This is a genomic window from Pantoea sp. A4, assembly GCF_000295955.2.
GTDB classification, from domain to species: domain Bacteria; phylum Pseudomonadota; class Gammaproteobacteria; order Enterobacterales; family Enterobacteriaceae; genus Pantoea; species Pantoea multigeneris.
Map to the genome: position 1 here is coordinate 42,977 of NZ_ALXE01000053.1, position 16,113 is coordinate 59,089.

14 protein-coding genes are annotated in these 16,113 nt (G+C 56.4%); 5 read left to right on the forward strand and 9 right to left on the reverse strand.

What is annotated here, in order from left to right; translation table 11 throughout:
• Positions 1 to 164: 164 nt before the first annotated feature.
• On the forward strand, positions 165 to 1,346 hold the full coding sequence (cgtA, locus tag B880_RS0121875) for an Obg family GTPase CgtA (RefSeq protein WP_017349605.1): 1,182 nt from the start codon (positions 165 to 167) through the stop codon (positions 1,344 to 1,346).
• A 173-nt stretch (positions 1,347 to 1,519) separates the two neighbouring features.
• Here cgtA and B880_RS25395 read toward each other — a convergent pair whose 3' ends face one another.
• The 7 genes from B880_RS25395 to B880_RS0121910 all read right to left on the reverse strand — a co-directional run bounded on the left by B880_RS25395 (position 1,520) and on the right by B880_RS0121910 (position 7,823).
• A complete protein-coding gene (locus tag B880_RS25395; RefSeq protein ID WP_071524429.1) occupies positions 1,520 to 2,383 on the reverse strand; it encodes an IS3 family transposase in 864 nt (287 codons plus the stop codon).
• Positions 2,371 to 2,886, reverse strand: a complete 516-nt coding sequence (locus B880_RS0121885) for a helix-turn-helix domain-containing protein (protein WP_017349607.1) — start codon at positions 2,884 to 2,886, stop codon at positions 2,371 to 2,373. The genes B880_RS25395 and B880_RS0121885 overlap by 13 nt, the downstream gene beginning before the upstream one ends.
• 80 nt (positions 2,887 to 2,966) lie before the next feature.
• Positions 2,967 to 3,386: a hotdog fold thioesterase gene (locus tag B880_RS0121890; protein ID WP_026042838.1), complete on the reverse strand. Its 420-nt coding sequence runs from the start codon at positions 3,384 to 3,386 to the stop codon at positions 2,967 to 2,969.
• Between the two features lie 4 nt (positions 3,387 to 3,390).
• On the reverse strand, positions 3,391 to 4,149 hold the full coding sequence (gene dhbA, locus B880_RS0121895; RefSeq protein WP_017349609.1) for a 2,3-dihydro-2,3-dihydroxybenzoate dehydrogenase: 759 nt from the start codon (positions 4,147 to 4,149) through the stop codon (positions 3,391 to 3,393).
• Entirely contained in the window at positions 4,146 to 5,000 is an 855-nt protein-coding gene (locus B880_RS0121900; protein ID WP_017349610.1) for an isochorismatase family protein, read from the reverse strand. The genes dhbA and B880_RS0121900 overlap by 4 nt, the downstream gene beginning before the upstream one ends.
• A gap of 17 nt (positions 5,001 to 5,017) precedes the next feature.
• Entirely contained in the window at positions 5,018 to 6,634 is a 1,617-nt protein-coding gene (locus B880_RS0121905; RefSeq protein WP_017349611.1) for a (2,3-dihydroxybenzoyl)adenylate synthase, read from the reverse strand.
• Between the two features lie 10 nt (positions 6,635 to 6,644).
• Positions 6,645 to 7,823, reverse strand: coding sequence for an isochorismate synthase (locus tag B880_RS0121910; RefSeq protein WP_017349612.1), 1,179 nt, complete (start codon positions 7,821 to 7,823; stop codon positions 6,645 to 6,647).
• Positions 7,824 to 8,000: 177 nt separating this feature from the next.
• On the opposite strand from B880_RS0121910, the gene fepB reads away from it, so the two are divergent.
• The 4 genes from fepB to B880_RS0121930 all read left to right on the forward strand — a co-directional run bounded on the left by fepB (position 8,001) and on the right by B880_RS0121930 (position 11,907).
• Positions 8,001 to 8,966, forward strand: coding sequence for a Fe2+-enterobactin ABC transporter substrate-binding protein (gene fepB, locus B880_RS0121915; RefSeq protein ID WP_017349613.1), 966 nt, complete (start codon positions 8,001 to 8,003; stop codon positions 8,964 to 8,966).
• Between the two features lie 180 nt (positions 8,967 to 9,146).
• The gene (gene fepD, locus B880_RS0121920; protein ID WP_026042839.1) at positions 9,147 to 10,133 is read left to right on the forward strand and encodes a Fe(3+)-siderophore ABC transporter permease; all 987 of its coding nucleotides are present in this window, start codon (positions 9,147 to 9,149) and stop codon (positions 10,131 to 10,133) included.
• On the forward strand, positions 10,130 to 11,113 hold the full coding sequence (gene fepG / locus B880_RS0121925; RefSeq protein WP_017349615.1) for an iron-enterobactin ABC transporter permease: 984 nt from the start codon (positions 10,130 to 10,132) through the stop codon (positions 11,111 to 11,113). Before fepD ends, fepG begins: the two co-directional genes overlap by 4 nt.
• A 32-nt stretch (positions 11,114 to 11,145) precedes the next feature.
• A complete protein-coding gene (locus tag B880_RS0121930) occupies positions 11,146 to 11,907 on the forward strand; it encodes an ATP-binding cassette domain-containing protein (RefSeq protein WP_036646627.1) in 762 nt (253 codons plus the stop codon).
• 30 nt (positions 11,908 to 11,937) lie between these two features.
• Here the strand turns inward: B880_RS0121930 and B880_RS0121935 are convergent, their stop codons facing one another.
• Entirely contained in the window at positions 11,938 to 15,861 is a 3,924-nt protein-coding gene (locus B880_RS0121935; protein WP_026042840.1) for an enterobactin synthase subunit F, read from the reverse strand.
• Positions 15,854 to 16,075, reverse strand: a complete 222-nt coding sequence (locus B880_RS0121940; RefSeq protein ID WP_017349618.1) for an MbtH family protein — start codon at positions 16,073 to 16,075, stop codon at positions 15,854 to 15,856. Before B880_RS0121940 ends, B880_RS0121935 begins: the two co-directional genes overlap by 8 nt.
• Positions 16,076 to 16,113 lie beyond the last annotated feature (38 nt).

Genomic DNA, 16,113 nt, shown 5'->3' on the forward strand with positions numbered 1-16,113 from the left:
CTGATGCAGGCTGCAACGCGACCTGCACCTACCTTTGCAGTACACTTTATATACTGGCACTGAGTGCCCCTGTTTTCATCCGCCCCCGGTCAGCGCAGAAGACCCTGGCGGACCTGTTTGCCGCCTGTTATCTGGCGCAGACGACAGCGTGACGGAGAGAGAAAATGAAGTTTGTAGATGAAGCGGCGATTCTGGTTGTCGCAGGTGATGGCGGCAACGGTTGTGTAAGCTTCCGTCGTGAGAAATATATCCCACGCGGTGGTCCTGATGGCGGTGACGGCGGTGACGGCGGTGATGTCTACCTGCAAGCAGACGAAAGCCTGAACACCCTGATCGACTATCGTTTCGAAAAAGCTTTCCGCGCCGAGCGTGGTCAGAATGGCCAGAGCCGTGACTGTACCGGTAAGCGTGGTAAAGATGTCATCGTTAAAGTGCCTGTAGGAACGCGTGTTACCGATCAGGGAACCGGCGAGACCATGGGTGATATGACACGCCATGGTCAGCAGCTGATGGTGGCTAAAGGCGGCTGGCACGGCTTGGGTAATACCCGTTTCAAATCTTCAGTGAACCGTAGCCCACGTCAGAAAACCATGGGTACGCCAGGCGAACATCGCGACCTGATGCTGGAACTGATGCTGTTAGCGGATGTGGGTATGCTGGGTCTGCCAAACGCAGGCAAATCGACCTTTATTCGTGCCGTCTCGGCAGCGAAACCAAAAGTGGCCGACTATCCGTTCACCACTCTGGTGCCAAGCCTTGGTGTGGTCCGCATGGACCATGAGCAGAGCTTCGTGGTGGCTGACATCCCAGGATTGATCGAAGGCGCTTCTGATGGTGCTGGCTTGGGTATCCGCTTCCTGAAACACCTTGAGCGTTGCCGCGTCTTGCTGCACCTCATCGATATCGCGCCAATTGACGAATCTGATCCGGTTGAAAATGCCCGCATCATTCTCGGTGAGCTGGAAAAGTACAGCGAGAAGCTGTTCCAGAAGCCACGCTGGCTGGTCTTCAACAAGTGTGACTTGCTGAGCCAGGAAGAAGCAGAAAGCCGCGCTAAAGCAGTTGCAGAAGCCCTGGGCTGGGAAGGGAAGTACTTCCTGATCTCTGCGGCGAGTCGTCAGAACGTGACCGACCTGTGCTGGGAAGTGATGCACTTCATCAATGCCAACCCGAAAGAGGCTGAGCTGGAAGAGATGAAGCAACCAGAGAAAGTCGAGTTCATGTGGGATGACTACCACCGTGAAGCGTTGGAAAACGCGGTGGAAGTGGAAGAAGAAGATGATGAAGAGTGGGACGACTGGGATGAAGAAGACGACGAAGGCGTCGAGATCATCTACCAGCGTTAATTCCTGCGCTTATACCCTCACCCTGACCCTCTCCCTCTAAGGGAGAGGGGATATATGGTGCGCTGGACTCGTTCAAAGCACCGGGCTAGCTCCCCCTTCTGGAAGGGTATACGGTGCGCTGGACTCTCGTTCAAGGCACCGTGCTAGCTCCCTCTCCCACTTGAACTGAACCCTTAAACCTGGACTGGGTTGAGGGACTGGGGATGATGCAGAGTCCGGTAATTTACCGGACTCACTCCTCCCAGCCCTGCCTTTATTCTTTCATGGTTATAGTAGTGGACGTATTCCGTTATTGCCGTCTCAAGTTCTTCAACGCTCTTATAGTGCTGGCCGTGATACACCTCTGTTTTTAGCACTGCAAAGAAGCTTTCCATTACTGCATTGTCCAGGCAGTTGCCCCGCCTCGACATACTCTGCCGCACCCCATGCGCATCCAGGACCTTACGCCATGGACGCATTCGGTACTGCCAGCCCTGGTCACTATGCAGTATCGCTCCCCGCAAGGTGTATTCTGAGTGCAACAATAATGATGCCTGCATTCGTTCTGTCAGGGCATAAGCAGGCCGTGTTGCCATACTCATTGCCACAACCTCCCGGTTGTACAGGTCAATAACCGGGGACAGATACAGCTTCTCACGGCCCACTCTGAACTCCGTTACATCCGTCACCAGCTTTGTGCCCGGCCTTTCCGCACTAAAGTCACGGTTCAGCAGGTTAGAGGAGGCCGCCATTTCTGCTTTACCCTGCCAGCTGCGATATTTTTTTCGCCGGACTCTCGCCTGGCATCCCAGTTCACGCATTAGCCTCGCGACCTTTTTATGGTTTACCGTTTGACCGTGCGCCCGAAGCTCCAGCGTCATCCGTCGATATCCATAGCACCGGTTATGCCTTGCTGTGCGCTCCACTATAAGCTCAGCCAGCGGCTCCACCTTTTGCGGCTGGCTATCACGCTTTTGGCGGTCATGCCATGTACTCTTTGGCAGACCGGATGCCTCAAGAAGCAGGCGTAACGGATACCCGGATATCAGCGCCCTGATGACGGCTGCTTTTTCTTTGGCCTTTTCAGATCGTTTTCTTTCATCAGGGCATCGAGCTTTTCCAGATAGGCTTTCTCAGCACGAAGAAACAGTACTTCATCGATAAGCTGTTCCGGCGTCATGTCTTCGGGAGGTTTTCCCCGGTGTGCAGGCTTACGGTTCATGGCGGTTTTCTCCTGAATGCCCGGCTCGAGCAGGCCGGCGGCGGCGCGGGCTATCCAACTGCGAACGGTTTTATGATCAGGAATATTAAATCGGGCAGCGACAGCACGCACGGAAAGATGCTCGTGATGTAAAGTATTAACAACCTCCAGACGAAAGGCATCGGTATAACAGTGGCGGGTTGGGAGTAGAGCATCATCCCCGTGAATCTGGTAAGCCGCGACCCAGGCGCGAAGGGAAGGTTCCGGGATGCCATGATGCCGGGCGATGAGCTTATAGCCATCGACGCCATCCAGATAATCCCGGACGGCGGCTTGTTTTATATCAAAATCGAATTTCATAGCGAACTCCGAAAACTGGTTTTTGGGTCCAGGTTTCGGGGTTCAGTTCAACTTGTGGGAGAGGGCTGGGGTGAGGGGATTTATCCCAGCACCGCTACCGTAAGGCGCGCGCTACAGCAAAGCTGATCGCGACCGTTACGGATCTCAATCTGCCAGCTCTGATTGCGTCGGCCCAGATGTAATGGACGGCAAATACCACGCACTTCGCCACTGCTCACCGAACGGTGATGGCTGGCATTCACCTCAATGCCTACTACACTGTGCCCCTCGTCAACGCAGAGATAACCTGCAACGGAACCCATTGATTCAGCTAACACCACGGATGCGCCGCCGTGCAGCAAACCAAATGGCTGATGCGTCCTTGCATCAACAGGCATTGTCGCTTCGAGATAATCATCACCAATTACGGTGAATTTGATCCCGATATGCGCCACCAGGGAGTTTTCCCCCATCGCATTCAGTGCTTCAAGCGTGATCGCACGTTTCCAGATCGCGCTCATTACATCAGGCTCCCAGCGTTGCGCCACCGTCGGCCACAATATCCTGTAGCACGACATGGCTGGCAAGATCCGACGCCAGGAACAAAACGTTGGCCGCGATCTCTTGTGGCTGCGCGATCTTACCCAGCGGGATCCCGAGTTTAAATTGATCCGGGTAGCCCTGGATCATCTGCTGCTCGCCCTCAGGGGTATGCCACAGGCTGCGTTGCATCTCGGTATCGGTCGATCCCGGGGAAACAATGTTGCAGCGTACGCCGTACGGAGCCATTTCCAGACCCACGGTCAGGCACAGGCTGCGCAGCGCGGCTTTTGATGCACCGTAAGCCGACATGCCAAGGCGTGGTGCGTGTGCCGCATTCGAAGCCACGGTAACAATCGCGCCAGCACGCTGAGCACGGAATACCGGCAACGTCTGCTGGAACAGGTTAAATGCCCCGCCAGCGTTAACGGCCAGACACGCTTGCCAGTCTTCAAAGCTCAGCTCTTCAGTAGACCCTACGCGCAGAATACCCGCACCATTGACCAGAACATCAATGCGCGGGTGGGTAGCCAGTACCGCCTGGCAAACTTCTTTCACCTGCACAGGGTCGGCCACATTCATCTGATGGCAGGTGAAGGGATAGGATTGATCGTGGAAACGTTGATCAAAACCGATCACCTGTGCGCCAGCGGCGTGAAACGCCAGCGCAGTGTGATAGCCAATACCCTGACCCGCGCCGGTTACCCAGACAGTTTTACCGCTAAAATCCCAGGTAGCACTCATGCCTGCGGCTCCCGCGACAGCAGTGCCCACCAGCCATCAATGCTTGGGTTTTTCGCCAGGCTGACAAAATCGATATCTGCATGCACCTGGCGCCAGCGTGCGGCGAGCTGCATAACGCGCACGGAATCAAGGCCGTAGTCGATCAGATTTTCGTCATCTTCCGGTACATCGTCATCTTCCAGCAGCGGCAGCACCAAAGAGCGTAGTTCATCTTTGCTCTGCGGCAGTGGGATCAAATCGGCCGTCATGACCACTTTACCACTGCGACCCGCAGTATAAGTCAGCGCCATCATGTGTTCTTCACGGCTGAAATCAGCCAGCGCATCAGCCACCATAAATGGCTGAATATCACGCATGAAGGCATCAGTTGCCGTCGTCAGACAGCCGATGTGGGCATAAACACCGGTAATGATCAGCTGATCGCGACCGGTTTCTTTCAGGATCGACTCCAGCGGCGAGCGGCGAAATGCGCTGTAACGCCATTTCGTCAGAACCTGATCGTCTGCATCCGGTGCCAGGGCATCAACCACTTTCTGCTGTTCAGGGTGCTTGTTGATCCCCGGTCCCCACATGTCGTTCAGCAGGGCGCGATCTTCATCACTTTGCTCGTTAGGCTGCGCGGTGTAAAACACCGGAATGCCCTGAGCTTTGCAGTAGCGGCGCAGGCGAGCGATGTTCTCAACCACCTGATTCACCAGCGGGCTGTCCTCACCCCAGAAGTTCAGGAAGTAGTTCTGCATATCATGGATCAGCAATGCAGCACGTTGAGGTTCTACCACCCACTTCACCTTGTTAGTGGGTAACTCGGCAGCAGTCGGCAGTGAATAAGACGTCAGTTTTGGAATAGCCATAAAATCTCCGGAAACGATCAGGCTTGAGCCTGTTGATCGGCAAGTTGTTGGCGCAGAAGCTTTTTATCAACCTTACCGACCGGGGTAAGCGGCAATGCATCTACAAAAGTAATACGATCGGGCAGCTTAAATTCTGCCACGCCTAAATCACGTAAATGACGACGTAAGGCAACAGCTTTCACTGGCTGGCTGACCACAAGGATCGCACAGCTTTTTTCGCCCATCAGTTCATCAGTGATCGAAACCAGCGCCGCGTGGATCACATCCGGGTGGCGTTGCAGCAGGTTTTCGATCTCTTCGGCGGCAATCTTCTCGCCGCCACGGTTAATCTGATCTTTCTCGCGGCCTTGAACAGTGATGTTACCGGCTGCGTTGATCTCGATCAGATCGCCCGAGCAGTAGAACCCCTGGCTGTCAAAGCTGCTGGCGTTGTGTGCCGGGCTGTTAAAGTAGCCACGGAAAGTGTAAGGCCCGCGCGTCATCAGGCGGCCTGTGGTGCCTTCCGGCAGTGGATGACCATTTTCATCGGCAACCCAGACTTCATCATCCGGGGAGATTGGACGTCCCTGGGTGGTCAGAATGGTCTGCTCATCGTCATCAAAACGCGTGTAGTTGACCAACCCTTCCGCCATACCGAACACCTGCTGTAGCTGGCAGCCCATTTCACTCTGGATCCGGCGTGCAACGCTTTCGCTCAGCTTCGCGCCGCCAACCTGAATGCGTTGCAATGAAGCCAGTTGTGCATTGCTGCCCCACTCGGCGATGGTCTGTAACCACAGGCTTACCGCAGGCGGAACCAGCCCGGTATCCGTTACCTGATGTTTTTCGATCAGTGGGAAACAGAGTGTAGCACTTGGGTCGGCGGCAAGGATCACCTGGCCACCGGCATAGAATACGCCCAACGAACCTGGTGAACTCATGGCAAAGTTGTGCGCAGCGGGCAGGGCAATCAGATAGCGCGTATCGGCATTAATCAGGCAAATATCGTCACTGGCACGAATGCTGTAATAGTAGTCATTGTGCGTACGGGGGATCAGTTTTGGTGTGCCGGTACTGCCACCTGAAAGCTGGAAAAAGGCCACTTCATCCGCTGGCGTTGGTGTTGCAATGTAGCCCGTTGCGGTTTCTGTTTTCAGGGTTTCCAGTGCGTTTTCATGCTCGCCATCATTGCGCAGGATCACACTATGGATGGACGGTGCAGCCTGGCACAGCGTATCGATAAAGCTGTTGTCCTGGAAGAGAACATGCTGGCGGTCGGCAATCAGTAGCGTAGGGGCAATCTGACTGGCATAGGCGGTCAATTCGGTGCGCTGGTGGCTGAACAGCGCATACACAGCGGCAACTCCTAATTTGAACAACGCAAACTGCGTCACGTAGAGATCGGCTACGTTGCCTAACTGCACCAAAGCAGTATCGCCGTGCTTAACACCACGACGCAGCAGCGCAGCGGCGAGATTGTCGCTCTGCTCTGCCATCTGGCGATAACTCAGCACCAGGTCGCCATCAACGACGGCGGTAGCATCACTGGTTTTATGACGCTCAAGGATGTCGGTCAGCGGTAAATCCAGCCAGTAACCTTTTTCACGGTAACGTGCGGCGAGGTCATCTGGCCAGCGAGTGTAGGGAACAGTCATGAGTTTTCCTTTATTGCAATCCAAAGGCGCGCAGCATGGTATCGAGTTTTACGCCGGTTTCACGCCATTCAGACTCTGGCTGTGAGTCAGCCACAATGCCTGCGCCGGCAAACAGCCTGACGCGATTGCCGTGTACGGTGCCACAGCGGATAGTCACTACCCACTCACCGTTGCCTTCGGCATCACACCAGCCGACAATGCCGCCAAACAGCTGGCGTTCGAACGGCTCAAGCTGCTGAATCAACTGCATGGCCTGCTGGTGCGGGAAACCGCTTAATGCAGGCGTTGGATGCAGCAAGCAGGCCAGTGACAGTGCATTGTCTTGTGGATCTTTGGCTGTCCCGTCAATTTGCGTTGCCAGGTGCCATAACGTTGCAGTGGTGATCAGCTCCGGCGTATAAGGCACAGAAAGCTGGCTACTGCGCGGCTGTAATACATCACGCATGGCATCGGTCACTAGCTTATGCTCGTGGCGATCTTTGCCTGAGTTCATCAGGGTTTCACCGGAAGCGCGGTCGCTGGCTTCATCTTTTTCCCGCCGTGCCGAACCGGCTAACGGGCATGAGCTGAATGCGGCTCCCTGCTTACGAATCATTAATTCCGGACTGGCACCTAACAGCACGCCTCCCTGCGGTAAGGGCAGATGGAAGTGATAGCTGTTCGGGTTTTGCGCCAGCACACGCTGCATCAGCGCTGCGCTGTCGACCGGATTCTGCGTGACGATGTCCATTAAGCGCGACAACACCACTTTCTCTGGCTCGCCACGCTTGATGGTTGCCACGGCATCAGCCACCATGCCGGTAAAGCGATCGTGCTCCGGCACAGCGGTTCTCCGCGTGACTTCGGGCAAAGGCGCATGATTTACCGGCAGGCCTGCCAGCAGATCGGCACGGTTGAACTTGCGCGAAGACTCGGGAATAAACAGAGCCGCCGGTTCGTTAACATCAAAAGGAATCGCCCCAACCACAACCGGGTTTTCGATTCCTTGCTGCTTAGCGGCAGCGAAATGTTGACGCAATTGTTGCTGGAAGTTTCCTTGTAACAACGCGCCATCCGTGACCGGATTGGTTAACGTCGTGAAACAACCTTGTGTGGCAATACTTTGCCAGGGAGAGGTAAAAACAAACCCACGGCAGAGCGTGGAATAATCCTGTAGCCAGGCATTTTCAAACGTTGAAGTGTCCACCATAATCACATCCGTTGAATGATAAGTTAATTAATAATGATTATCATTTTTATTGTGGTTCTGTAAGCTACGACGAACCGTATTTGGTGTCAACAAAGCGCAGTGATTTTATCTGCGTTTGCCCGGCAATTCAGCGCAATCCGTGTATGCCTTGTCCCGATAAAACGATGGAATAATCTTATGTTTAAACGTAGTTTTCTGGCGATCTGTGCCACGCTTTTGTTTTGTCTACAGTTGGTTAGCCAAAATGTCTGGGCCGCAGGTACCTGGCCGCGCACCCTTGAAGGCACGAATGGCAAAATTACCCTGCAAAAAGCACCACAACGTATCGTTTCTACCAGTGTGACTCTGACGGGATCACTGCTGGCGATTGATGCACCGGTGATTGCCAGCGGCGCAACGGCACCGAATAGCCGCTTATCCGACGATCAGGGTTTCTTCCGCCAGTGGGGCGATGTGGCGAAGCAGCGCCATGTAAAACGTTTATACATTGGCGAGCCGAATGCGGAAGCGGTGGCGGCAGAGGCGCCAGACTTAATTCTGGTCAGCGCGACCGGCAATGACTCCGCGCTGAAGCTGGTTGATCAACTGTCGGCGATTGCGCCGGTATTGGTGGTGAACTATGACGATAAGAGCTGGCAACAGGTGGTCACTGAGTTGGGAGTAGCCACCGGGCATGAAGCCGAGGCTGCTGCAAAGGTCAAAGCTTTTGATGCGCGTGAAGCCGCACTGAAGCAAAAGTTGAAGCTACCGCCACAGCCGGTTTCTGCGATGGTATGGAACGGGAATGGCCGCGCGGTAAATCTGTGGACTGGCGAATCTGCTCAGGGACAGTTACTGCAGCAGTTGGGCTTCACGCTTGCGACTCCGCCTGCAGACTTGCAGGAAGGCCATAGCATGGGCAAACGCAAGGATATCATCCAGCTTTCTGGTGAGAATATGGCCAGCGGACTGAACGGAAAAACCTGGCTGCTGTTTGCCGCTGAGCCGTCACAGGCTAACGACGTTATGAAGAATGCGTTTGTGGCGCAGACGACTGCCGTGCAACAAAAACAGGTTTATGCGCTGGGCGCAGATACCTTCCGCCTCGATTACTACAGTGCCAGTCATCTGTTAGACCAGTTGGAACAGCTGTTTGTTAAGTAACGGATGTTATCGCGAAGGGCGGTTTTAGCGGCCCTTCGCATTCATACTGATTGCCTGCTGTGATGCTGTGTAAATTTCGTTATTCCTCCTCGTGTTACCCTCCAGCCGTGTTACCATAGCGCGCAGAAAAAGTCCGATAACACGTCTCATTATCACACTGTTTTCAGGGTCGTTAACGCTATGCGCCAGCTTCGCGTAATGGCAGGCACAGGGATGCTGCTGTTACTTCTTATTGCCCTCAGCCTGATGCTGGGAGCCAAATCTATTCCGCTTGATCAGGTGTGGCATGCGCTCTCCGGCAGCTGCAATAGCGCCGATTGCACTATCGTGCGTGATGCGCGTTTGCCGCGCACTTTGGCAGGCCTGTTAGCTGGCGTTTCGCTCGGCCTGGCTGGCGCGTTGATGCAAAGCCTGACGCGCAACCCGTTGGCCGACCCCGGTATTCTCGGGCTTAATGCCGGAGCCAGTTTCGCTGTCGTACTGGGCATCGCACTGTTTGGTGCTGATACGCCAGCAGGCTGGCTGGGGTTTGCTTTTAGTGGCGCGCTGATCGCGGCATTGCTGGTGGCATTAACCGGTGCAACGGGCGGAGGACGAGTGAATCCGGTGCGGCTCACCCTCGCGGGTGTTGCGCTTGGTGCTGTACTGGAAGGGCTGACGTCTGGCCTGTCCCTGATGAACCCAGATATTTACGATCATCTGCGCTTCTGGCAGATCGGTTCGCTGGATATCCGCGATTTCACTGTGCTACGCACCCTGGCTCCGGCGGCGCTGGTTGGCGTTGTGCTGTCGCTGTCGCTGGCTCCGGCACTGAATAGCCTGAGTATGGGCGGCGACATGGCAACGGCGTTGGGGACGCGCGTGTTGCGCACTCAACTGACCGGGCTGGTGGCTGTTGCGCTGCTGAGCGGTACGGCCACAGCGGCTGTTGGCCCAATCGCGTTTATTGGCTTGATGACGCCTCATTTTGCTCGTTGGTTGGTTGGGCAAGATCACCGCTGGCAGCTTCCTGCCACACTCCTCATTACCCCGGTTCTGCTGCTGGCAGCGGATATTGTTGGCCGTGTGTTGGTGCCGGGCGAACTGCGTGTCTCGATCATGACCGCCATGATTGGTGCGCCGGTCATGATTATTCTGGTACGCAGCAAAATCGGGAGGCCGCAATGAGTCGTCAAGCATGGCTGCACGCCAGTTGGTTGCTGGTCGCTAGCCTGGTGCTGCTGTTTCTCGGGGTGACGCGTGGCACGCTATCCATCAGTGCCAGCGAAATATGGCAACTGATTCACGGTGAAGCGGCGCGTAACGTGCAGCTCATCGTCCTTGAGTGGCGGCTCCCGCGTGTACTCATGGCGCTGCTGATTGGCGCAGCACTGGGCGTGAGCGGGGCGATTTTTCAATCGCTACTGCGCAACCCACTCGGTAGCCCGGATATCCTCGGCTTCAATACGGGCGCGTACAGTGGCGTGCTGATTGCGCTGGTGCTGTTCCAGCAAGATATTCAGGGAATGACGCTGGCTGCGTTGATCGGGGGCGTCATTACCGCTGCGGTGGTGTATTTGTTTGCCTGGCGGCGCGGTGTCGAAACCTTCCGTTTGATTATTGTTGGCATCAGTGTCCGGGCGCTGTTGATGGCACTTAATAGCTGGCTAATCATCAGCGCTTCACTGGAGTCGGCACTCAGTGCCGGTTTGTGGAGCGCGGGTTCGCTCAATGGGATCACCTGGGCGAAAACGCCTCCGGTGATTGTGGCCCTGCTGCTGGCGCTATTAGCCACAGCGTTGCTCTCGCGGCGTATGCGTCTGTTAGAGATGGGCGATGATACGGCTACTGCGCTGGGTGTGCCGGTTGAACGTAGCCGCCTGTGGCTGATGCTGGTCGGCGTGGTGTTAACGGCCGCTTCAACCGCATTAGCTGGGCCTATTTCGTTTGTCGCGTTGTTGGCCCCGCAAATTGCCCGTCGTCTTGGTGGCGGCGTGCGTGGAGCGTTACCTCTGGCTGCACTCTGCGGTGCGTTGCTGCTGCTTGCTGCGGACTATGCCGCCCAACACCTCTTTTTACCGTATCAACTGCCGGTTGGGGTGATTACTGTCAGCCTCGGCGGGCTGTATCTGATTTTCCTGCTCGTAAGGGAGGCGCGACGCCAGTGAGTGAATTAACTGCCCGGTTACGTGGCGAGGGCATGACCCTCGGTTATGACAAGAAAATTGTGGCGCAGGATCTCTCAGTCACCATCCCGGATGGCGAGTTAACGGTGATTATCGGGCCAAACGCGTGTGGTAAATCGACGCTGTTACGCGCTCTGAGCCGTCTGGCGTCACCCTTACAAGGGCAGGTCTGGCTGGATGGCGAGGCGATTGCCCGGTATCCCACCAAAGAAGTGGCCCGTCGTTTAGGGCTATTGCCACAAAGCTCACACGCCCCGGCTGGACTGAGCGTTAGCGACCTGGTGGCGCGTGGCCGCTATCCACATCAGACCCTGTTTGGTCGCTGGCGGGAGGAAGATGAGGCCGCGGTGCGGCAGGCGATGGAGGCCACCGGCGTTGCCGACCTGGCGGAACAGAGTGTGGACACTCTCTCTGGCGGTCAGCGTCAGCGAGTGTGGATCGCCATGGTGTTAGCACAACAAACACCTTTGCTGCTGCTGGATGAACCCACGACCTGGCTGGATATCACCCATCAGATTGAGCTGCTGGAACTCATGCAGGATCTGAATCGTCAGCATGGCCGTACGCTGGTGGTGGTGCTGCATGAACTGAATCATGCCTGCCGTTACGCAACCCACTTAATTGCCATGCGGGGCGGGAAAATCCTTGCCGAGGGCAAACCGAAAGAGATTGTGACGCCCGCATTGATTGAGGCGGTTTATGGTTTGCGCTGTGTGATTGTTGATGACCCGGTCGCTGGCACACCGATGATTGTGCCGTTAGGGCGAGAAGGTTAAGCAAAGGGGCGCTGTCTGCGCCCCTTAGTTTCAGAATTTCGCCAGCAGTTGCTGGAGCAATGGACCAATCTGCTCAAACATACGTGGAGAAATAATATCTACGTGTGCACAGTCCAGCGGCCAGATCTCCAGTTCACCAACCCATGGTGCCCAGGCGCGGCGTGCATCCTGGCCTGGTTGTAGGGTTTGCAGCGCAGAGAACAGCGTAGCGCGGCCATTGAAACGGGTACTGCGCGCGGTCGCTAGCAGGCGCACCGAGCTGGCGTAGTTGGCTTCAATGGTGTTGAACATCGCCTCCATGCCTTCTCCAGCCTGTGCGCGTTGTGCCGCAACAAACTGCTCACGCTCACGGTTCACTTCATCGAGCACCGCCGGGTCCAGCACATTTTCACCGCGCTTTTCATCCCAATTTTGCGTCTCTGGCGGCCAGGTATCCAGCAGACCGAGGAACGCCACTTCTTCACCTAAAGCTTCAAGGCGAGCAGCAATGCCCTGCGCCAGCGTTCCGCCGAGGGAGTAGCCGATGAAGTAGTAAGGGCCATGTGGCTGCACGCTGCGCAGTGTTTGCAAGTGCGCTTCGCACACGTCATCCAGATGTTGGGCCTGATGCAACGGACTGGTGGCTTCCGGTGACTGAATGCCCACCAGTGACCAGCGGCTGTCCAGATAGCGTTGCAGGATGCTGAATTGCCAGGCAAAACCAGAAGCAGGATGGAAGCAGAACAGGGTCGGCCCGTTGCCGGTGCGCAGCGGCAGCACGGCTTCAAATCCAGCGCGGCTGCTGGCGGGTTCATCGCTGCTCAGCAAACGCGCCAACTTCTCTACGCTGGCTGCTACCATAATTTGCCCGACAGAGACCGGCTGTTGCAGCTCACGACGTAGCTGGGCAGCAAGGCGCATCGCCAGCAGGGAGTGACCGCCGAGGGCAAAGAAATCATCCTCTGCGCTCACTTGTTCTCGCTCCAGCAGTCGGGCGAAGGCATTAGCCAGCGTGGTTTCCAGGCCCGGATGTGGCTCACGGCCAGCAGAAGCGGCTTGCGCCTGTGGCAACGGTAGCGCACGGCGGTCGAGTTTACCGTTGCTGCTCAGTGGGAAGGCCTCTAACTGCACAATCGCTACCGGCACCATATGTGCAGGCAGGCGTTCGGCCAGAGCGGTGCGGAGGTTTTCACTCTCAACCGCATAGTCCGCAATCACGTAGCCCACTAACTGGCGCGCATCGCCTTGCTGGCTGTGTTGATCGCCCAACACTACCGCATGCGTTACCGCTTGTTGAATACCGGGCAGATCCGCCAGCGCGTGATCAATTTCATTCAGTTCAATACGCTGACCGCGAATTTTCAGCTGATCGTCGCTGCGTCCGAGGTATTCCACCGCACCGTTAGGCAGCCAACGGGCGACATCACCTGTCCGGTACATGCGGCTGCCTTTACCAAAGGGATCGGCGACAAAGCGGCTGGCGGTGAGATCGGGGCGATCAAGATAACCGTGAGCCAGTTGAATACCGGTGAGGTAGAGATCACCCGCGACACCTGGAGGTACGGGCTGTAAGCGGTTATCCAGAATGCACAGGCCGGTGTTCCATACCGGGAAACCGATCGGCACGCTGGCTCCGGTGACTGCGGCCAGCTCCGGGCCATAAGCCGGATAGTAACTGACATCCACGGCGGCCTCGGTTGGGCCATACAGATTATGCAGCGGCACCTGAGTCAGTTGCTCCCACTGGCGACACAAATCCGCGGGCAGCGCTTCACCACTACAGAAAACGCGGCGCAGGCTGGCACAACTGCTGCTCTCTTCAAGCGCGGCAACAAAAGCAGCCAACATTGAAGGCACGAAGTGGGTGGTGGTGACGCGATACTGCTTAAACAGGGTTTGCAGGGCTTCCGGATCACGATGTGCTTCCGGCGGAGCCATCACTAAGCGGGCACCGACGATCAACGGCCAGAAAAACTCCCACACGGAGACATCGAAGCTGCTCGGGGTTTTTTGCAACACGACATCATCGGCGGTGAGCGGATAGTGATCCTGCATCCACAGCAGTCGGTTAACGATCGCTTCATGACCGACCAGCACCCCTTTAGGACGCCCGGTGGAGCCGGAAGTATAAATAATGTAAGCACCATCCTGTGGCTGAGGTGCTTCCAGCGGCGCTGGAGTGGCGCAAACGGGCTGTAATTCAGCATAGAAAAGCGGCGTTACGTTGCTGATTGCAGCAAAACGGCTAGCCAGCGCCGGGCTGGTGATCAGACGTTTTGGCGCGGCATCTTCCAGCATCAGTGCCAGACGATCGTCCGGGTAACCGGCATCCAGCGGCAAGTAGGCAGCACCTACGCTGACAATGGCCTGCAGAGCCAGCGACAGGAAAATCGAACGCGGTAGCGCTACTGCCACGATATCCCCGCGATTAACGCCTGCGGCTCGCAGCTGCTGTGCCAGCGCTGTGACCTGTTCCTGCATCTGCTGGTAATTGAGATTATGCTGGGAATCCGCCAGTGCCGGTGCCAACGGCGTGCGCTGAGCCTGTTGCTGTAACAGGCTGGCCAGCGTTTCTGCCGGGATTGGATGTGCCGTGTGGTTGATTTCCGCTAACTGCTGATGCTCAGGCTCGGTGAGCAGGTCCAGCTCTCCCCCCGCAAGGCCAGGATCGCTGGCCAACTGAGCCAACAGAAGGTCAAAGCGGCTGGCGTGCTGTTGCAGGGTGTCGAGACGATAACGCTCGGCATTCGCCAGCAGCTCAAGGGTTAAGTCACCTTGCTCACTGATGTAGATAGCGATTTCCAGATCCCGCACCGGTCCGGAAGCCAGTTGGTGGGTGATACCCGGCACGCCGTTGAAATCCAGCTGGTAGTCAAACATCTTCAGGTTGATCACCGGGCCATACAGCGGATCGTTATCCCCCAGGCGGCCAAGATCGCGCTGCACCAGCTCTGCATCATAGCGTTGATGGCGGCGCATCTTTTTCACTTCAGCGGCCAACTGCGCGGCCAGCACGTTCAGTGGCTGAGCCGGGTCGTAATGAACTGCCATCGGCAGCACATTAATCACCGGGCCCGTCGCGCAGAGTGCGGCAGAGCCAATACGGCGCATAAAGATAAAGCCCGCGGCGAAGTCATTTTGCCCGCTCAGGCGTGCCAGCCAGAGTGCCACCAGGGCAAAGGCGCTGTCAGCGGCACTGAGCTGATGTTGCTGCATATGGCGACTCAGCGCGTGGAAGTTGTGGCTGTCCAGCGTCAAGGTATGGCGCAACAGGTCAGTAGATGCGCTCTGGCCTGCCAGCGGCAGGGGGGAGAGCGAGGCTGGCGTTGGCAACGCAGCGCCTTTCTCCCGCCAGAAATCACGATCGCGGCTGAAGGAAGGGGAATCCTGATAACGCTGGTACTCTTCTACCACTTCCCGGAAAGGAATGAAGGGAGTGGGTTCAGGAAGTTCCTGACGGCAGAGCGCGGTGTAAAGGTTAGCGATACGGCGCGTGAGGGCGGTAAAACTAAAGCCGTCCACCACCAGATGATGGTAGCGCTGATACCAGAACCAGTGCTGTTCATCCAGCCGGAACAGAATGTGTTGCCACAGTGAGGCACCGCTCAATACACGGAGATCGCCCGCCATATCCTGCTGCATCTGCTGCCGCGCTGCGGCAACAGGGTCACTTTCATGGCGTAAATCGACGACTTGCGCTGGGCTAAACGTCTGCAGTTGTGGCCATTGGATCGGATCGCCTTCTTCTTCACCAAACGCCATATTCAGGGTGTCTGCTTCCTGCATCCCCGCAATGATTGCCTGTTTCAGCGCTTCGCTATCCAGTTCACCTTGCAGCTCAATAAAGTGCGCTACGGCATAGGCATTAGGGTGTTTTGAGAGTTGATCGGCGATCCAGATACCTGGCTGCGCGGCCACCAGTGGCATAGCCTCAGTGGTCATAACGGATGTTTCTGCCATAAGTGTCTCAGACATGTTCGCCCCGCTCAGTTGCGGCTACGGTTGGGCGAATATCGCGCCAGTTGTCATTCAGCCACGCAATACATGCGGACTGCGGCTGCGGGCCAAACACCGCTTGCCATCCTGAGGGCACGGCATTAAAGCTCGGCCACAGGCTAAATTGGTGCTGCGGGTTTTGCACCACGTAACAATCCTGCTCAGGATTGTCGAAAGGATTAAGTTGTTGCATTGCAAGACTCCTGCCCACCAAAAACGGGTGAGATTACT